This is a genomic window from Treponema ruminis (assembly GCF_014201975.1).
Classification (GTDB): Bacteria; Spirochaetota; Spirochaetia; order Treponematales; family Treponemataceae; genus Treponema_D; species Treponema_D ruminis.
Genome location: NZ_JACHFQ010000001.1, coordinates 37,019 through 56,640 on the forward strand (window position 1 = coordinate 37,019; position 19,622 = coordinate 56,640).

Below are 19,622 nucleotides of genomic sequence, written 5' to 3' on the forward strand. Positions count from 1 at the left end.
CCCGTAACGCCCCCGACTATTCCTTCTCGATTTCAGTGCACTTCAAATGCAAGTCATCGAGCTGCTGCTGGTCAACAACAGACGGACATTCGTCCATTGGAGAAGCGGCGAGGTTGTTCTTCGGGAATGCGATTACTTCGTGGATTGATTCCTCGTGGCGCATGAGCATTACGAGGCGGTCAAGACCAGGAGCGATACCACCGTGCGGAGGAGCACCGAATTTGAATGCCTGAACGAGGAAGCCGAATGCTTTCTGGGCACGCTCTTCTGAGTATCCGACGATTTTGAAGATTCTCTGCTGCAAGGCAGGATCGTTGATACGCATAGAACCTGAAGCAAGCTCGTAGCCGTTCAAAACGAGGTCGTAGAGGTCGCCCTTTACTGCACCCGGGTCAGATTCCAGAGTATCCCAGTATTTTTTCTGTGGAAGAGTGAACATGTGGTGCTCAGTTTCCCAGTGATTTTCATCTTCGTTCCATGCAAAGTATGGGAAGTCGATAATCCATGCGAAGTGGAATTCGTCTTTTGGATTGTAGAGGTTGAGGTCTTTTCCGAGCTGCTTTCGGACTGCACCCAAAGCAACGCAGGCAACCTGCCATTTTTCATCGCTTACGAAAAGGAGCAAGTCGTTCTTTTCTGCACCGAGTTTTCCACAGATTTCTGATTCTTTTCCGGCGAAGAATTTTGAGATTCCGCCTTCGAATTTGCCTTCTGCATCAACCTTCATCCATGCCAGGCCTTTTGCGTGGTTGATTTTTGCAACTGATTCCAAAGCCTCAATCATCTTGCGGCTGTATTTGTCAGCAACGTTTTTAACGACGAGGGCTTTGAGTCCGCTTCGCTTGTGTCGCTCGATTTCTTTGGCGGCGTTTGCAGCTCCAGCCTTGAATGCGTTGAAGTCGCTCAAGTCAGCCATGAAAGCGGCGTCCTGCATCTTGAGCTCAAAGCGCAAATCAGGCTTGTCGCTTCCGTAAAGGTCAAATGCGTCGTCCCATGAAATGCGGTCGAATTTTGCTGGAAGCTCGTAGTTCAAAGTCTTTTTGAAGATGTACTGCATCATTCCTTCGGTAGTTGTAAGAACTTCCTCACGGTTTGTGAAGCTCATCTCCATATCAATCTGTGTGAATTCCGGCTGGCGGTCACCGCGTGCGTCTTCATCACGGTAACAGCGGGCAATCTGGAAGTATTTGTCAAAGCCTGAAACCATCAAAAGCTGTTTGTAAAGCTGTGGCGACTGTGGCAAAGAGTAGAATTTTCCAGGGTGAACGCGTGAAGGAACGAGATAGTCTCGTGCTCCCTCTGGAGTTGATTTGATGAATGTAGGAGTTTCAATCTCCAAAAATCCCTTGCTTGTGAGGTACTCGCGTGTAGCGAAAGTAACCTGTGAGCGGAGAATGATGTTTTTCTGCATCGGCTCACGGCGCAAGTCAAGATAGCGGTACTTCAAGCGCAAATCTTCGTTTGGAAGAACAACAGTTCCGTCCTTCTGGCGGACTTCCTCGATTGAGAAAGGCAATTCCTGTGAAGTTGTGAAGATTTCGATTTCTTTTGCTTCAACTTCGATTTCACCTGTTGCCATGTCAGGGTTAACATCTTTTTCGCTGCGGGCAGCAACTGTTCCTGCAACTGCGATACAATATTCGCTTTTGAGTGAAGATGCGATTTTTTTGAGTTCGTCGCTTGCACCGTCGCCGACCATGACCTGAGTGATTCCGTAGCGGTCACGGAGCTGAATAAAAACAAGGCCGCCCAAATCTCGTGACCGGCTGACCCATCCGTTCAATACAACATTCTTACCAACATCGCCCTTGCGCAATTCACCGCAAGTGACTGTTCTTTTTGAGTTTTCCATAAGAGATAGTTTAATGATATGTAAAGATTTGGGCAAGAAATAAAAAAAGAGGGGGAAGGCTCCCCCTCGCTACAGCCAGCAAGCTGTCTTTCGCTACCCTCTCTGCGGGCTCAAACGCCGCCCGCAACTCCCGCTTAGTCTTCGGCTAAAGTACAGCCGGCTCCGGCAGTTTCATAAACGATATTTTTGATTTTTGAAGCATCGTCCAAATTGTAAGCGTAGCTGATTGCAAAAGGCTTTTCGTCCTGAGTCTCCAAAGAACAGCTTCCGCTCACATATTTATTTCCGCTCTCATAGCATTTTCCCGAGGCATTTGTTGAAGCCGTGATACATTTTTTCACACCGCTCCCAAAATAATTGTTCTCTGCGATGATTGTGTATGCTCCGTAACGAGCCGCAATTGAAGCCTGCTGAGAATAATATGCGTTCGAATCACGCTCGTAGCTGTTGTTGAAAATATGCATGTTCGGGTAGCATGTCATAGGAAGCCGCTGTCCGCAGTTCAAAAATCTGTTGTGATGAATCGTAATGTTTCCGCCGCTTAAATCGCTTGAGCTGGAACCAATCAGCATTGTCTTGTCATGATTTTTGAAAACGCAGTATGAGACGACCACATTTTTCGCTGATTTTGTAATGTCACAAAGTCCGTCGTAAGTCTGCCACTTTTCAGAGCCGCTTGAAGTATCGACCATCGAATATTTCATTGTATCTTCAAAAGTACAGTGATCAATCCAAATGTTTTCCGAAGAATCCAAAATTGCCACGTTATCCCACTGAGCATTGAATCCGTCGTTTTTCTCGTGATGAGGGAAGGGGTCATATCCGTCCTGAATCGTAAGGTTTCTAAGGATTACATTTGAAACGCCTGAAATCTGAATTGTGCCGCCTTTGATTACTGCATTTTCAAGACCAATGATTGTAGTGTTTGATTTGATTTTTATTTTAATTACATCGCCATATTTTTTGTTCAGATTCCACATTTCAGAGCCAAGAGAAGACTGAGGATTTGAAGAAGTTTTGTCATCCGTAGAAGAAGAGCAGCTGGCCGCATACTTTTCCTTAAACTCAGCATAGTCTGCGAATTTGCCTTTTGATTTTTCTGCAACGAATTTATCCAAAGCCGCCGTTGAACCACCAGCCTCGCCGGGCAGGCATCCGTCACTCATGTCAATCGTGCCCTTCACGTAAATCAAGCCGCCTTTTGAAACTGCGCTGAGCAATTCAGCTCTTGATGTTACGGTCGTTCCTTCTCCGCCCTGAACGCTGACAGAAGCATATCCCACAGGCAAATCACCAAGTTTTATCGATTTTTCGGCTTCATTTTTTTCAGAATCTTCTTCGCCTGTTTTTGAATCATCCGTATCAGATACAGATTCCGGCTCAGAATCACTACCTTTTGATTCTACGGAACAGCCAGAGAAAATTAACGCCGCTGCAAATGCAAGCACGACAATTTTTTTGATTTCTTTTGAGGTTTTGAACATAATCCGCTCCTTTTGGTTCTTTTGATGAGCATAAACCAAAAGTGCGGATTTATCTTGCAATTAAAATTACAGTTTTTGACTAAAATGTGGATTTAGATACGGTGCATTGAAGAAAAGACCTTCTCTGCCATAACGTTGATTTCAACTCCCATTTCCTCGCTAGCTTTGCCGAGAATTGTGCGGAGCTCGTCGATTGAAACTGCGGCTCCTTCGAGAGAAACCATCATCATCATAACGAAATTTCCAGAGAGAATTGTCTGAGTGATGTCAGCAATATTGACTTTATTTTTTGCAAGAAGAGCACTTACTTCTGCAATGATTCCAACTTTGTCGCTTCCAACGACGGTAATAATCGCGTTCATAAAGCTATTTTACAAATTTATGCTTTCTTTGGCTATTGTTTTTACAAAATCTCCTGCAATTTTCATTGCTCCGTCACGGATTTCAGAATCAAGCGATGCGAAAGCTTTGATTATTTTGCCTGTATTCTTCAGTTTGTCCTTGTTCAAATCGGTGTTTGTGATTGCATTCGTGGATTCAAGAAGACCAAAAAGCGTCTCCACGAACTGCTCACGCTGATTCGGCAAAAGTTCCTCAAACCACTTGTTGAACGAATTGAAGAAAATCTCGCTTCCAGAATCAAACTCAGCCTTTGTTTCAAATTCGGTTCCCTTTACGAACCAGCTGAACGGATTGTGCTGCATCACGAGTTTTTCACTGCTAAGTACGATTTTACACGAGTCATAATGATGGAACAACATTCCGATTATCGAAAACTGCGGATAAACAGAGTAAATGCGTGATTTAATAGAAAAGAATTCATCGCTGTCGAGAGAAGCCTGCGAAAAACCGGGGCCATCGAAATTGTAAACACGGACAAGATTTTTTTTGGATTTTTCGTTGAGGTATGCGGAAGCAAAAATAGCCAGATTTCCGCCCTTAGAATGACCGCCAACAAAAAGCTCGGCCTTTTTAAATTCAGAAATGACATTTTCCAGATATGCACAGGCGTCCTTTTGTGCCGGAACCTGCTCTAGAAAAGCAAGGTTGAAATCTTCCTTCCAGCCGACAAGAGTATCATCAGTGCCCCGGAAAGCTACAAAAACCTGCTGCTTGTCTAAAAATGAGCCTTCATTTAAAACAAAAGTCACCGCCGAAAACTGTTCTTCCTTTTGCGAATCATAACGGCTGACAAAGCCCATAACCTCGACATCCTTAAAGCGGAGGGACTCTCCGGCCTTTTTCAAAAGCTCGCTGGATTTGGGGTCAATCAGCATGCCCAAGTCGCTGCGTTTTTCAAAATCACTCGAACCGAAAAACATTTTTGATAATTCGGACAATTTAATAGAAGAATTATAGTCGTTCGGAGCAAGTCCGTTGAAATTCAAGTAGGAAAGCTGGGCAAAAATCAGGGCGTCAACGTCATTCAGTGGAGAAAGTTCGAAGGACAGGTCGCCCCGCCAGTCAATATAATCGCAGATGTCATAATTTATCTTTTTCTCAAACATAGATTTATTTTAAATCATTTTTCTGATTCACTCAAATTAATTTTTATGCTATTCTTTGCGCACACGAACATTTCAGGAGAAACAAAATGAAAAAAATTCTTGCGACAATTGTAGCTTCTGCAATTTTGGGATTCGGGGCAAACGCACAGGTCCTCGATAAAGAACAGATGAAAAACACAGCCTGGGTTGGAGTTGGTGCTCCTCTCGGTGGCGATGCAATGGCTTACGGCTTCACAGACACATTCCAGACACGTTTTGACCGCGGCAAGTTCACTGTTGAAGCAATGCTCAACTGGAGTTTCCTTGCAAATTACGATAACGAATACAACGTAGACAATTTCCAGTTCGGAACATCAAACAACAATCCCCTTTCAATCAAATACGGCAACTGGGGAGTAAACAGCGTCAGCAATGCGGCAAAAGCAATCGACGGTGAATACAACAATCACGCAAACGTCAAAAACACACTTCAGGATTCTTACTACGTCAACTTCCTTTATCACATCACAAAAAATGTTGATTTCGGAGTCGGAACAAAACTCAACTGGAAGGTAGGTCCGGCCCCAGCATACGGCAGCTGGCTTTGGGAGAACGACGCTCACATCCGTCAGGGCGGCTTCTCAACTTCATACGATGACCGCTCTGGAGTTTTCGCACAGACTTCAACAGAAGCAGTCGGAAATTACCGCTATTACGTTCATGCGGCAGGCAACCGTCCTGGAACAGCAGATGTTGTCGGCTTCGTTCCTTTCGCAAACAAATACGCAAAACGAGCGCTGGGAGTCCGTTTTATTGCTGACGGCGAAATGCTTGAAATCGGTGCAGCCCTTCCAAACGGCTTCAACACAGACGACCCGGTTTTGAACTCAGGAATCAAATTCAATCCGGCAAAATGGCTTTCTCTTGCAGCTGCAATCGAAGGTGCCCTGGACGACGGCTCAAATTTCTACACAGGAGCTACAATCGGCTTCGACAAATTCATTCTTGACCTTTACTATGCGGCAGATTCACTTTTCACAAATGCAAAAAATGACCAGGCTTACGGAACAGGAGCTGCAATCACATTCGTAATTCCAAACACAAAAGTTACCCTCCGCCCGGAAATCGGAGTCAACTTCTTCGAGGATGACAATTACACAGCTGCATGGTATACAGGCGGCTCACTTTCATTCGACATCAACAAAGACATCGGTTTCAATCTCTGGAGCTCAATCGCATTCGGTTCAAAAGACAAGCGCTGGGATGACCACAGTGCTACTGACGACTGGGACGGCGGCCACATTTTCGACGTTCGCCCGGAAATCACATTTAACTACACAAGTCACACATCTTTCGCGGCATACTTCGATTACGAGCACAGGACTGCATTTGACGGCAAGGGTCGCAAGTGCTGGTCAACAGGCTTATTCTGGACATATATTTTCTAATAATATAAAGGGGTAAAAAATGGGCGGTATTTTCGGAGTTGTCTCAAAAGACGATTGTTCTTTGGATTTGTTTTTCGGCGTTGACTATCATTCCCACCTGGGAACACGCAGGGGCGGTCTTGCAGTCTGGCGCAAGGACGAAAAATTCCAGAGGGTAATTCACAACATTCAGAATTCACCTTTCCGAACGAAATTTGAAGCAGACATCGAGGAAATGAAGGGCCATCTTGGAATCGGCTGTATTTCCGACTACGAGCCTCAGCCTCTTCTGGCACGCTCTCACCTGGGCCGTTTTGCCGTTACAACTGTCGGCGTGGTCACAAACAAGGAAGAGCTTGTAAAGGAACTTCTTGACAACGGCGGTGCTTTCCTTGAAATGAGCGGCGGTGAAATCAATCAGACCGAGCTTATCCTTGCCTTGATGAACACTCAAAAGACAATTCTTGATGGAATCCGCTACGTTCAGTCAAAAATTCAGGGCTCAATCACAATGCTCGTTGCAACCCCTGAAGGAATTTACGGAGCCCGCGACAAAATGGGCCGCACTCCCCTTCAGATCGGCATCAAAAAAGACGCTCAGGGCACAATTCTCGCCCACTGTCTTTCTTTCGAAAGCTTTGCCTACATCAATCTTGGCTACAAAGACCTTCACGAACTTGGCCCTGCTGAAATCGTATATGTCACAGCCGACCGCTACGAAGTTTTGCAGAAACCACAGAAGGAAATGAAAATCTGTACCTTCCTCTGGATTTACTACGGCTACCCGACAGCCTGCTACGAGGGAGTAAACGTTGAGGCAATGCGCTACAACTGCGGAAAATACCTCGCAAAACGCGATAAGGACGACAACATTCATCCTGACTGCGCCGCAGGCGTTCCAGATTCGGGAACCGCTCACGCTGTAGGTTACGCAAACGAGGCCGGAATCCCCCATTCACACGCCCATTCATCAAATACACACCGACCTGGCCACGCTCTTTCATGCCGACAAACCAGGAGCAGAGAAACCTTATCGCCCACATGAAGCTTATTCCGGTTCAGCAGCTGATTAAGGACAAAAGCATCCTTCTTATCGACGACTCAATCGTACGAGGCACCCAGCTCCGAGAAACTACGGACTTCCTCTATCAGTCTGGAGCAAAGGAAGTTCACGTGCGCCCGGCCTGTCCGCCAATCATGTTCGGCTGCAAATACCTCAACTTCTCCCGCTCAAAAAGCGAGATGGACTTGATTTCACGCCGAGTCGTAAAGCAGTTTGAGGGCGACAACGTAAGCATGGAAACTCTGGCAAAATACTGCGACCCGGACACTCCTGAATACGCAAAAATGCAGGAAGAAATCCGAAAGCAGCTCCACTTCACGACCCTCCGCTTCCACCGCCTGGACGACATGCTGGACTCAACCGGCCTCGACCACTGCAAGCTATGTACATATTGTTGGAACGGGCAAGAATGAAATTTGTAAAACAATTTACTATCTTAGTTACGGTCTGCTTTATCGGCGAAATTTTGTACCGCATTATTCCGCTTCCGGTGCCGGCAAGCATTTACGGACTCGTCCTCATGTTTCTGGCCCTGCAGGCAAAAATCATGCCCCTTTCGGCCGTTGACCAGGCTTCGGACGCCATTCTCAGCATCATGCCCCTTCTCTTCATTCCTTCGACCGTGGGACTGATTCTGGCCTGGGACATCCTCAAAGCCCGCTGGCTTCAGTTCCTCTTGATGGGAATCGTGGGCAGCATCGTCGTTTTCTTTGCGGCAGGACATGTCACCCAGCTCGTAATACGAATTATGAAAAAATTCAATGGCAAGGAGGGACAGCATGACTGAAATCAGCAATTTTCTGACAAATTCAACATCTTTCGGACTTTTCATTTCTCTCGGCGCCTTCTGGATTGCAGACATAGTCTACAAAAAGACGAAAATCGTCCTTCTCGCTCCCCTTCTCACATCATGTACTTTCATCATCATCTTTCTCGTTCTTCTCAAAATTCCTTACGAAAGTTACCTCAAAGGGGCAAGTTTTCTTTATTACCTTATGACTCCATGTACGGTTGCCCTGGCAATTCCCCTTTACCGCCAGTTTTCAAAGCTCAAGGAAAACGCGCTTGCAATCATCCTTGGAATTCTGGCAGGAATCCTCGCAAACGCCTTTTTCATCTTCGCCATGTGCAGCATCTTTAAATTCGGTCACACGGAATACGTTTCAGTCCTTCCAAAATCAATCACGACTCCGATCGGAATCGCCCTTTCAAATCAGAACGGCGGAATCGAAGCCCTTACAGTCCTTTTGATTTCAATCAACGGCAACATGGCAAACATCTTCGGCATCATTTTCTGCAGGCTTTTCAGAATCAAAGAGCCTGTTGCCTGCGGAGTTGCATGCGGCACAACCGGTCACGCAATGGGCACGGCCAAGGCTTTTGAAATGGGCGAAGTTCAGGGGGCCATGAGCGGACTCTCAATCGCCGTTTCCGGGCTTCTGACAGTCATCGTAATGCCCTTCTTTGCGAAATTAATTTAAATTTTCTGAAAATTTATATTTGCGAAATCTTTTTTCTCGGACTATAATAAAAAGCAATGGATTTTCAAGTCTTCGTAAACACATTTTCATCGGCTTGTGCCGTCCTCTCAGTCAAAAAAGGTTTGGCGGGTCACCCGAGTGAGGTTCGAATCCACAAGGCAAACGACCTCTACAAGGAAACGATGGGAGTTGCCCGCTACCGGGATGACATGCTTTACTCGGATATGGTTCCAAAAGACGACAAATTCGAAGACTTCTGCTACCGCTGTGCCGTTCAAAAGCAAAAGCTCCACACTTACGTCGAAACCCGCTACATGAACTGCTGGTCGGACATCTCTTTTCTGCCTCTTGAAGGCGGCGATGACAACATTTCCTACTGCGCTTTCTTCTTTGAATTCACCAAAAAGCCTGATGCCAGCCGGATGTCCACAATTTCGGCCGAGATAGCATCCGCTGTAATCAAAAACTGCGTGATTTTGCGAAGTTCAACCGACTTTTATTCCAGCCTCAACCTGGTTCTGGAAGACCTGCTCATAAAAAGCGGCGGTGTTGCGACCTGCATCATTCAAGTTGACCGAAAAAACCGGGATTATGAAGTCCTCTGTGAAAAGTTCTTCAGCAAAGAAGCCTCCATGAAGGAGCACAGGCATCTTCTTCCTTACGAAGTTGTCGAAACCTGGGATGAAACGATAGGCGGAAGTGACGGCATTATCCTCAAGGACAACCACGACATGCTGGCCCTCGAAAAGATTAATCCCCTCTGGGCAGAAAACCTCAAGCAAACTTTAGTCACAAGTCTTATCCTTTTTCCGCTCATGCAGGGCAAAACGGCCATGGGTTACCTTTTCATAGCCAATTTTGACACCCAAAAGCTGGTACAAATCAAGGAACTTGCCAGCCTCACGGCCTTTTTCCTCACATCCGAAATTTCAGAGCATATTCTTGTCGAAAAGCTGGAAAGGCTGGGCCACGAAGACCTGCTCACAGGCGTAAAAAACCGCAATTCCATGAACAACCGGGTCGATCTGTTCGTATCAGGAGAGCAGAAAATCGCGGCACCTTTCGGAGTTGTCTTTGCCGACTTAAACGGACTCAAGCAGATGAACGACAAGAAGGGTCACGCGGCAGGAGACGTCCTTATCAAAGCCGCAGCCAACTGCATCAAAAGTGTTTTTACAGAAGACGAAATCTATCGTGCCGGTGGAGACGAATTCGTAATAATCAGCCCGGCATGCTCAAAAGAAGAATTTGAAGAAAAGGTCAAAAAGCTCAAGTCAAAGAGCTGCTACGGCTCACAAGTCAGTCTTGCAGTCGGCTCAGACTGGAACGAAGACGGAGAAGACCTAAGGCACTCAATGCATCTTGCAGACGAAGCCATGTACCGTGACAAGGAAAACTTCTACAAGATGCACAGCGACGTAGACCGACGAAACAAGCCTCCGCTACAGCAAATCTAGTCTTTTGAAGGGGCTGGATTTTTGAGCAGGATTTTCAAAAACAAGGGCTGAAGGATAAAAATCAGGAAATATCCCGCAATCATAGTAAGGATGAGGCTGGGCAAAAACATCTGCAGAAATGTAATCTGAGGAAGGGAATCCGCCGGGGCTCCGTTGGCAATGGCGGCCGCAAGCTGTCTTTTCATTCCCAAATAAGCAAGGGCAACCATGGAGAAGCTCAGGAGAGGCGTGTAAAAGCAGTCGGAAACTAGGGATTCAAAAAGATGGAAGGGCAAGGTCCTTTCCTTGAGGCCGATTTTATTCCCCAGAAAAGTGCCGACCTTGTGGATGGGCAGGCAGAAACCAATCAGTATGCTCAAAATACAGCTGGCAACAAAACTTAGCAGCCAGCCCTTAACTTCAAAGTGGCCGGAAGAAGCCATTCCAATCAGCGAAAGAAAGAAACTCAGGCTTATGCCCATCAAGAAATTCATGCAGAAGCCCACCTTGCGCATTTTTTTGGCCATTTCAATCTGATTCATGTTTTCCATATCAACTCCTTAAAATAACATTATAACACGCAATCCCTAATCAGGCAAAAAAATAGGCGAAAAAGTATTAGTTGAATTCTTCTTATTAAAAAGCTATTATATAAGGATATGGAAACAACTAATACAGTATTCACACCAGCGGTCACACCTATCCGAATTGGTATTGATGTCGGTTCTACTACAGTAAAAGTCGTTTGTCTTGATGAAAATGATAAAATGATCTACGGCGACTATCAGCGTCACCGTGCGGATATTCGTAATACAATCATAAATGTCGTAACACAGGCTCTTAATGAAGTTGAAAAAACTGCAAAACTTGGCGACAAGCACACAGTCTCTGTAAAAGTAACTGGTTCTGGCGGTCTTTCTGTCTCTCAGTGGCTCAACATTCCTTTCATCCAGGAAGTCGTTGCGGCAACTACAGCCGTCAAAAAACTCATTCCCCAGACTGATGTTGTAATCGAGCTGGGCGGTGAGGATGCAAAAATCACTTACTTCACAGGCGGTGTCGAGCAGCGAATGAACGGAACCTGTGCAGGCGGTACAGGCGCATTCATCGACCAGATGGCAGCCCTTCTCGAAACAGACGCTCCAGGCCTCAACAAGCTTGCAGCCGGCTGTCAGCAGATTTATCCTATTGCGGCCCGATGTGGTGTATTCGCAAAAACAGACGTTCAGCCTCTTATCAATGAAGGTGCCCGCCGTGAAGACATTGCGGCTTCAATTTTCCAGGCAGTCGTAAACCAGACAATCTCTGGTCTTGCCTGCGGTAAACCGATTCGCGGTCATGTAGCATTTTTGGGCGGACCTCTCCACTTCCTTGACCAGCTCCGTGTCCGCTTTATCGAAACACTCAAACTCAAAGATGACGAAATCATCGTTCCAGAAGACTCACAGCTTTTCGTTGCGGCAGGTTCAGCTTATTCTGCAGAAAAGGTCTGCAATCCACTTTCTTCTTCAATGCCAAAAGCCTTCCCTACAATCAAAGACTTCAGGGACAGCCTTAAGAATCTTGAGGGAGCAGAGCTTTCTGAAGTTCAGCGACTGGATCCTCTTTTCGTTGATGAAGAAGACCTGGCAAAATTCCGTGCCCGCCACGGCGAAGACAAGGCTAAGCGCGGCGATTTGAATTCAGCTTCAGGCCCTCTCTTCCTGGGTCTCGATGCAGGCTCAACAACAACAAAGGCAGTTCTCGTAAATAAAAACGGCGAAATCCTCTGGGATTTCTATGATGTAAACGCCGGAAATCCAGTTGACCTTGCAGTCCGGGTCCTCAAAGACTTGTACAAAATTCTTCCAAAAGACTGCTACATTGCCCGTGCCGTTTCAACAGGTTACGGTGAGGCTCTTTTCCAGGCAGCCCTTGGCGTTGATGCCGGTGAAGTTGAGACAATCACTCACTACCGCGCCGCAGAATTCTTTGTTCCGGGCGTTGAGTTCCTTCTCGACATCGGCGGTCAGGACATGAAGTGTCTGCGCATGAAGGACGGAGCAATCACTTCGATTCAGCTCAACGAGGCTTGTTCAGCAGGCTGTGGTTCATTCCTTGCAAACTTCGCAAACTCAATGAACCTCGACATCAAGGAATTCTCAAAGAGAGCCCTTCTTGCCAAAAAGCCGGTTGACTTGGGTTCACGCTGTACAGTCTTCATGAATTCCCGCGTAAAACAGGCTCAGAAAGAAGGTGCTACAATCGACGACATTTCAGCAGGTCTTTCTTACTCTGTAATCAAAAACGCGCTTTTCAAGGTAATCAAACTCCGCCGTGCTTCTGAAATCGGCACAAAAGTCGTTGTTCAGGGCGGCACTTTCTATAACGACGCGGTTCTCCGTGCATTCGAAAAAATTGCGGGCGTAAACGTATTCCGTCCGGATGTTGCAGGTCTCATGGGTGCTTACGGTTCAGCCCTCATCGCTTACGATCAGTGGCTTGACCTCACGGCTCCAAAACCGGGCCAGGAAAAAGGCTGGGTTCCGCCAAAAATCGTATCAAACATCGCAACTCTTGAGCAGCTTGAGCAGTTCAAAGTTGACCTTGAGCTTACCCGCTGTGGCGGCTGTCAGAACAACTGTCTTCTCACAATCAACACATTCACTACAGGCGGCCAGAAACGTCAGTTCATCACTGGAAACCGCTGTGAAAAGGGATTGGAACGACATCAGCTCAAAGACGAAAACACAAAGACAGTCGACGGCTCAAACAAGGAAAACACAGGCGTCGAGTCTACAGGCTACGAGCTTCCAAACCTCTTCGACTGGAAGTACAAACGCCTTTTCAACCATTATATCCCGCTCAGACCGGAAGAAGCCCCAATGGGCTCAGTCGGAATTCCACGCGTACTCAACATGTACGAGAATTATCCGCTCTGGTTTACAATCTTTACAAAACTCGGCTTCCAGGTCAAAACCTCACCTCGCTCAAGCCGAATGATTTACGAGCGCGGTATCGACTCAATTCCATCAGAATCAGTCTGTTATCCGGCAAAAATTTCTCACGGACACATGGAATCCCTGCTCAAAATGGGCTGTAAATTCATCTTCTATCCGTGTATTCCATACGAAAAAGTCGAGGACAAGGGAGCCGGCAACCACTACAACTGTCCGGTCGTCACTTCTTATCCTGAAGTCCTCAAGCACAACCTCGATTCAATCAACGAAGACAAAGATTTGCTCTTCATGAATCCATTCCTGCCGATTTATGATTTGCCTCGCCTGCGTGAGCGTCTTTACGAAGAACTTCACAAGCACTTCCCGACTTTGATGAAGGAACAGGTTTTTGCGGCAGTCGATGAAGGCTGGAAGGAGCAGGAACAGTTTAAGGTTGATACTCAGAGGGCAGCAGAAGAAGCCCTTGAACAGCTGGTCGTAACCGGCGGCAACGGTATCGTTCTTGCAGGCCGTCCATATCACCTTGACCCGGAAATCAACCACGGTATCCCGGAAATGATTCACGGATTGGGTCTTGCAGTCTTCACAGAAGATTCAGTGGCACACCTTGGCTCAGTCGAGCGACCGCTTCGAATCATTGACCAGTGGACTTATCACAACCGACTCTACCGTGCGGCAAATTTCGTCTCAGGAATGCCAAACCTGGAACTTGTACAGCTCACTTCATTTGGCTGCGGTCTTGATGCCGTAACAGCTGACCAAGTTGACGAAATCATGAAGTCAAAGAGCCGCATGTACACCCTCATCAAGATTGACGAAGGAAGCAACCTGGGTGCAGTCCGAATCCGAATCCGCTCTCTTATTGCGGCAGTAAGGGCCCGCCAGCGCAATCCTAAAAAACTTGAGTCAAAGAGCTCGGCTTATCAGCGTGTAATCTTCACCGAAGAAATGAAGCACGAATACACGATTCTTTCTCCGCAGATGTCACCGATTCACTTCCGTCTTCTGCAGAAGGCCTTCCAGTATTCAGGATTCAATTTCGTTGTTCTTGATTCTGTTGATCCAAAGGCAGTCGATGCAGGCCTCAAATTCGTAAACAACGACGCATGTTATCCTTCAATTTTGGTAACAGGCCAGCTTATCGAAGCCCTTGAGTCAGGAAAATACGACATCAACAAAACGGCCGTAATCATTTCTCAGACTGGCGGCGGCTGTCGAGCTACAAACTACATCGGCTTTATCCGTCGTGCCTTGAACGACGCTGGCTGGAGCCATGTTCCTGTAATCTCACTCAACGCTTTGGGCATGGAAAAGAACCCTGGCTTCAAATTCACTCCGGGAATGGTTCACAAGGCAATGATGGCAACCTTCATCGGCGACCTTCTCATGCGTGTCCTCTACCGGGTAAGACCTTACGAAGCAGAACCAGGCAGCGCAAACCGCCTCTACGAAAAGTGGAATGCAAAAGCCGAAAAAATGCTCAAATCAAATTCAATTTTCAAATACAGAAGGCTGATTCATGGAATCATCCGTGACTTCGACCGTCTTCCAATTCTTCCGATTAAAAAGCCTAGAGTCGGCGTTGTCGGTGAAATTCTCGTAAAATTCCACCCGACGGCAAACAACGACATGGTAAACGTAATCGAGCGTGAGGGAGCAGAATGTGTAATGCCTGATTTGGCAGACTTCCTCTTCTATACATTCTCAGACGGCGTTTTCCGCTACAAAGAGCTGGCTTTCCCAAAATCAGAAGAGAGAAATGCAAAATTCTTCGTCTGGGCTTTGGAGCTTTACCGAAACTACATGAAGAAGTGCCTGCGTAAGAGCCGCCGTTTCGAGCCGCCTCACTCAATCTGGGACATGATGAAGAGCGTAGAGGGCTTGATTCAGACAGGAAACATTTCCGGTGAAGGATGGTTCCTCACTGCCGAAATGGTAGAATTGATTCACTCCGGTGCACCAAGCATCGCCTGTGTCCAGCCATTCGCATGTCTTCCAAACCACATCACCGGTAAGGGCATGATTAAAGAGCTGCGACGCCGATTCCCTGAGTCAAACATCAGTGCAATCGACTACGATCCGGGTGCATCCGAAGTCAACCAGCTTAATCGTCTCAAACTTCTTCTTTCAAATGCCCCAATCGGCAAGAACCCTGATGAGCTTCCGAACGGCAAAATCTGGACAAAGAAAGGCGAAGTAGAGCCAATCATCCAGTACGCAAGCGGTGGAGCCCAGTTTGTGGACGACGATCCAATCGATGCAAAGAACGCTGTCCCGGCAACTACGGCATAGTTCAATCAGGGATTAGCAGTCAGGTAAAAAATCAGCCTGATTGCTAATGTCGCATTTTCTTACCTTTGGAGATTTTATATGGAAACAACTTTGCCCCGCCTTTTTAGAAAAAGAGCTTCTGAATACCCTGAACTTGCCTTTCAGATGAGCCGTTTTAAGGACGGACATTTTGAACCTACGACTTACAAAGAAGCATACGAGACTGCCGTTAATTTTGCGGGTGGTCTTTTGGCTCACGGAGTCGTTCGCGAAGAGCACATCGGTCTTATCTCAGACAACCGCAAGGAATGGGAACAGAGCGACATGGGCTTGATGATGCTGGGTGCAATTGATGTTCCCCGCGGTTGTGACGCAACAATCGGTGATTTGGAATATATTCTTTCCTTTGCCGACTGTAAGCGCGTAATCGTTGAAAATGCGGCTCAAATCGAAAAAATCATCGGCATCAAGGAAAAGCTTCCCCTCGTAACAGAACTTATCGTTTTTGAGGCACCAAGCGAAAAGGAACTTGAACTTACAAAAAATGCCGGAGTCTCTCTTTATTCTTTTGACCAGCTTATTGAAGAAGGCAAAAAATACAACGCTGAAAATCCCGGCAAAGTCGAAGAAGAAATGGACAAGGGCAAATGGGATGACCTTGCAACAATCATCTTCACTTCGGGCACAACCGGAAAGCCAAAGGGCGTAATGCTCTCTCACGGAAACTTTATCACTCAGCTGGACGAAGTCTGTGAGCGAATCTATTTGTATCCTGGCGACCGCGGTCTCATGGTTCTTCCTGTATGGCACGCTTATCAGAGAGCTGTTGAATATGTCGTTCTCAATCAGGGAGCAACAATCTGCTATTCAAAGCCGGTTGGACCAATCCTCCTTTCTGACCTCAAGACCCTTAATCCACAGGTTTTGCCTGCCGTTCCGCGAGTTTTCGAGGCTGTCTACGACGGAATCTGGCGCAACATGCGAAAAACAGGCGGCACAGTTTTCCGTCTCTTCAAATTCTTCGTTGCAATCGCTCTTTTCCATTCAAAGCTCGACCGCGTTCTTTTTGACCGCACAACCCGCTACGGAATGGACAAACGCTGGCTTCAGTGGCCTGCATTCGTGCTGCCATGGCTTTTCTGCTACCCGATTAAGCTTCTTGGTCACGTACTCATTTTCCGAAAAATCAAAAAAATGCTGGGAACAGGCTTCCGCTCAGGCGTTCCGGGCGGCGGTGCCCTTCCTCCAAATGTCGATAAATTCTTCTGGGCAATCGGAATCAAGCTTTCTGAAGGTTACGGTCTCACGGAAACAGCTCCGATTATCTCAGTCCGACCGATTGACCGCCCTGTTTTGGGCAACGTAGGCTCTCCAGTCCGCGGAGTTTCTGCCCGGGTTGTTGATCCGCTCACACGCAAGCCACTCAAACGCGGCAAAAAAGGCGTTCTTGAAATCAAGGGCGGCACCGTCATGAAGGGCTACTACAAGCAGCCTGAGCTTACCGCAAAGGCAATCGATGAAAACGGCTGGTTCGACACAGGCGACCTGGCCCGGCTCACTGCAAACAACGAAATCGTACTCTGCGGCCGCATGAAGGACACAATCGTCCAGACCGGCGGCGAAAACATCGAACCTCTGCCAATCGAAATGAAAATGCAGGAATCACGCTTCATCCAGACGGCTGTAGTTTTGGGTCAGGATCAGCGCTATCTTGCGGCCCTTGTTGTTCCTGAACAGAGCGAAGTTGAGGCCTTCTGCAAGGAATCAGGCCTGCCATTCAAAAAATATTCCGAAATGGTAAAGAGCCCGGAAGTCCTGCACTTGATTGAAACCGAAGTTGCCACCCGAATCAACGCCAAAAACGGCTTCAAGTCTTACGAGCGAATCAATAAAGTCGGTCTGCTCGAAAAGCCATTTGAAGTCGGCGTAGAGCTTTCGGCAAAACAGGAAATCATGCGCTACAGGATTAACGAGATTTATTCTGGCGAGATTAAAAAGCTTTTCAAATAAGATTATGCCCGGTTCAGCCGGGCTTTTTTTATACTCCGTCCTTGAAGTGCTCAAGAAGCTCTTCTTTCGTTGAAAAGCCGGTCTTGTTGTAGATTTTGCTTATGCAGTTTTCAACGGTTCTTTTGGTTATTCCAAGTTCATCTGCAATCGTTGAATTCTGCTTGCCCTGAAGGATTTTCCGCAAAATCTCGCTTTCACGGTGGGAAAACATGGAAAGAGTGCGCTCGTAGAAAAAGAGACCGCGGGCAATATTCGGCTCGATATAATTTCTGCCGCCAACAAGGGATTCAAGTGCATTTTTTAGCTCAGAAGCATCGCTCATCTTGGAGACAAAGGCTACAGCCCCGGATTCTATCGCCGCGCCCACGATTCCGATGTCAGAATGCATTGAATAAACGGCGATTTTCATTTCCGGGAAGAGGCTTTTACATTCCTTGATGAAAGAAAGACCGCAGTCAACGGTTCCGTTAATGTTCAAGTCAGTGATAAGGAGCTTGATTTTTTCCCTGGATTCCCCCTGCTCCATAAAATCAAAAAATTCCTGGGGAGTGGCAGCCGCGCCCGCACATTCAAAGTCAGACTGGTCCGAAAGATAAGAGACAACGCCCTGCCTCATTAGCATATGGTCTTCTACGAGAAAATATTGTCTTTTCATTTTTCAAATGCTCCGATTGGGATAAAAAGCTGAATCTCCGTTCCGCTGCCCATTTCCGAACCTTCCGTCCGCGAATTTATCGTGAGGATTCCCCCTGTCTGCCGGGCCCTCATGTTCATGCCGCGCAGTCCGAAATGCTTTTCCATGTGGTTGCCGGCCAGTTTTGCCTGTGAAAAGCCGTTTCCGTCGTCCTCAATAAAAAGATAAACTCCTTCATTTTCAGACTTGTTTTCGCGTCGTGCAAAAATAGAAACTTCACTTGCATTCGCGTGCTTTTTAACGTTCATCAGGGATTCCTGGACGATGCGGTAGATGTTCAGTTTTTGCTGGGCGGAAAATTTTTCTGAATTTAAAAGGGCTGCAGCATCTTCACGGATAAGGAAATGCAGGTCGATTTTGGTTTCATCAATAAAATTAAGACAGAAGCCCTTGAGAGCCGAAGAAAGCGACTGTTTTGTGAGGGAAGGAGGAACCAGCATGTAGCAGAGGGAACGGATCTGGGCAATGCTGTCATGGAGGATTTTCCTTTGATTTTCATTCGCCGCCATTGAAAGGGCCACGCACAAATCCTGGGCTACCGTATCATGAAGTTCCGCAGAAATTCGGGCACGCTCTTCTTCCTGGGCCGTAATGACGTGGGAAGCATACTCGTTGGACTCTTTTTCATGCTGTTTTGCAAGGGAAATCCTGATAAGGGCAATTACCACGGCAAGAAGACCTACACAGCACAAAAAGGCAAGAATTATAAAAAAGAGCGTAAAAGAATGAATCGTCTGATAAAGGGAAGCTAGATCCTCGCTGGATATGCGGGGATGAAAATTACTGGCGTGCATCGGCTGAGCCCCTTCTCCTTGCAAGCTGATAAAGTATAAAACCGAGGAAGGTGCAGATTAGGCGGTCAAGAACAGTGACCGGGATTCTGGCGAAAGTACAGGCGACAAAAAGACCGAGATTTTCGCCCAAAAAAGCCATGACAAAATTCTTTACAGGATTTACATAAACCTGATTGTCAAAAAGAATGCGCTGGAAGGTTTCAATCATTCCGCCGATGATGCTCGAAGCAAAAGCCGTAACAAGGGAAATCAAGATAAGGTAGAGAATAGTAAGGGTCTTTGAAAGATAGAGATTGTTGTTGCGCCATGAAAAAAGCCAGGTAAAAAAAGCAATCGCAAATCCACAAAGGGAATACATGATTTCCCAGGGATAAAAGGAATTGCCTGCCGCTACCATGAGAAGAAGCCGGAGCACGTTATAAAGCCCGCCGACCAAAAGCCCCGGAAGCAGCCCCGCATATAAGACGATGAAAACCGTGCCGATTGTGTCCATAAAAAGCGGAATATGCATGACATCGCCAAGAACCCAGGCCGTAAGCAGATTGAAAAATTCGGCGAGAATACAGAGAAAAATTGTAATATGTTTGCTGGCTGGTTTATCCATAGAAAGGATTATAGCATTGTTTGTGTTCACTTGTAAGACCTGAAAAAAAGCCCGCCTGCACGCGACAGACGGACTTTAAG

At 46.8% G+C, this 19,622-nt stretch carries 16 protein-coding genes; 8 read left to right on the top strand and 8 right to left on the bottom strand.

Annotated elements, in window-relative coordinates; genetic code table 11:
• Positions 1-16: 16 nt before the first annotated feature.
• The 4 genes from aspS to HNP76_RS00155 form a co-directional block, all read right to left on the bottom strand.
• Complete coding sequence (gene aspS, locus HNP76_RS00140; protein WP_184656295.1) at positions 17-1,852, bottom strand: aspartate--tRNA ligase; 1,836 nt, start codon at positions 1,850-1,852, stop codon at positions 17-19.
• Positions 1,853-1,986: 134 nt separating this feature from the next.
• Entirely contained in the window at positions 1,987-3,336 is a 1,350-nt protein-coding gene (locus HNP76_RS00145; protein WP_184656296.1) for a pectate lyase family protein, read from the bottom strand.
• 92 nt (positions 3,337-3,428) lie between these two features.
• Positions 3,429-3,698, bottom strand: coding sequence for an ACT domain-containing protein (locus HNP76_RS00150; RefSeq protein ID WP_184656297.1), 270 nt, complete (start codon positions 3,696-3,698; stop codon positions 3,429-3,431).
• 9 nt (positions 3,699-3,707) lie between these two features.
• Entirely contained in the window at positions 3,708-4,844 is a 1,137-nt protein-coding gene (locus HNP76_RS00155; protein ID WP_184656298.1) for an Mbeg1-like protein, read from the bottom strand.
• Between the two features lie 86 nt (positions 4,845-4,930).
• Here HNP76_RS00155 and HNP76_RS00160 point away from each other — a divergent pair, with 86 nt between their 5' ends.
• Genes HNP76_RS00160 through HNP76_RS00180 form a run of 6 tightly spaced genes read left to right on the top strand, consistent with a single transcriptional unit; the run spans position 4,931 to position 10,251 of the window.
• Positions 4,931-6,271 carry a hypothetical protein gene (locus tag HNP76_RS00160; RefSeq protein WP_184656299.1) on the top strand — a complete coding sequence of 447 codons (1,341 nt, stop codon included), beginning with the start codon at positions 4,931-4,933 and terminating at the stop codon, positions 6,269-6,271.
• A 19-nt stretch (positions 6,272-6,290) separates the two neighbouring features.
• A complete protein-coding gene (locus tag HNP76_RS00165; RefSeq protein WP_260308934.1) occupies positions 6,291-7,295 on the top strand; it encodes an amidophosphoribosyltransferase in 1,005 nt (334 codons plus the stop codon).
• Positions 7,253-7,726, top strand: a complete 474-nt coding sequence (locus HNP76_RS14290) for an amidophosphoribosyltransferase (RefSeq protein WP_260308937.1) — start codon at positions 7,253-7,255, stop codon at positions 7,724-7,726. The genes HNP76_RS00165 and HNP76_RS14290 overlap by 43 nt, the downstream gene beginning before the upstream one ends.
• A complete protein-coding gene (locus HNP76_RS00170) occupies positions 7,723-8,100 on the top strand; it encodes a CidA/LrgA family protein (RefSeq protein ID WP_184656300.1) in 378 nt (125 codons plus the stop codon). Before HNP76_RS14290 ends, HNP76_RS00170 begins: the two co-directional genes overlap by 4 nt.
• Complete coding sequence (locus tag HNP76_RS00175; RefSeq protein WP_221301039.1) at positions 8,093-8,794, top strand: LrgB family protein; 702 nt, start codon at positions 8,093-8,095, stop codon at positions 8,792-8,794. Before HNP76_RS00170 ends, HNP76_RS00175 begins: the two co-directional genes overlap by 8 nt.
• Positions 8,795-8,850: 56 nt before the next feature.
• The gene (locus HNP76_RS00180) at positions 8,851-10,251 is read left to right on the top strand and encodes a GGDEF domain-containing protein (protein ID WP_184656301.1); all 1,401 of its coding nucleotides are present in this window, start codon (positions 8,851-8,853) and stop codon (positions 10,249-10,251) included.
• Here the strand turns inward: HNP76_RS00180 and HNP76_RS00185 are convergent.
• Entirely contained in the window at positions 10,248-10,781 is a 534-nt protein-coding gene (locus tag HNP76_RS00185; protein WP_184656302.1) for a hypothetical protein, read from the bottom strand. The two genes, HNP76_RS00180 and HNP76_RS00185, sit on opposite strands and share 4 nt — an antisense overlap.
• A gap of 108 nt (positions 10,782-10,889) precedes the next feature.
• On the opposite strand from HNP76_RS00185, the gene HNP76_RS00190 reads away from it, so the two are divergent.
• Both HNP76_RS00190 and HNP76_RS00195 read left to right on the top strand, forming a co-directional pair.
• Positions 10,890-15,461 carry a 2-hydroxyacyl-CoA dehydratase gene (locus HNP76_RS00190; RefSeq protein ID WP_184656303.1) on the top strand — a complete coding sequence of 1,524 codons (4,572 nt, stop codon included), beginning with the start codon at positions 10,890-10,892 and terminating at the stop codon, positions 15,459-15,461.
• 78 nt (positions 15,462-15,539) lie between these two features.
• Complete coding sequence (locus tag HNP76_RS00195; protein ID WP_184656304.1) at positions 15,540-17,450, top strand: AMP-dependent synthetase/ligase; 1,911 nt, start codon at positions 15,540-15,542, stop codon at positions 17,448-17,450.
• Between the two features lie 28 nt (positions 17,451-17,478).
• Here the strand turns inward: HNP76_RS00195 and HNP76_RS00200 are convergent, their stop codons facing one another.
• The 3 genes from HNP76_RS00200 to HNP76_RS00210 are packed head-to-tail and all read right to left on the bottom strand — an operon-like array spanning position 17,479 to position 19,542.
• Entirely contained in the window at positions 17,479-18,105 is a 627-nt protein-coding gene (locus tag HNP76_RS00200; protein ID WP_184656305.1) for a response regulator transcription factor, read from the bottom strand.
• Entirely contained in the window at positions 18,102-18,938 is an 837-nt protein-coding gene (locus HNP76_RS00205; RefSeq protein ID WP_184656306.1) for a sensor histidine kinase, read from the bottom strand. The genes HNP76_RS00200 and HNP76_RS00205 overlap by 4 nt, the downstream gene beginning before the upstream one ends.
• On the bottom strand, positions 18,925-19,542 hold the full coding sequence (locus HNP76_RS00210; RefSeq protein WP_184656307.1) for a hypothetical protein: 618 nt from the start codon (positions 19,540-19,542) through the stop codon (positions 18,925-18,927). The genes HNP76_RS00205 and HNP76_RS00210 overlap by 14 nt, the downstream gene beginning before the upstream one ends.
• Between the last annotated feature and the right edge of the window lie 80 nt (positions 19,543-19,622).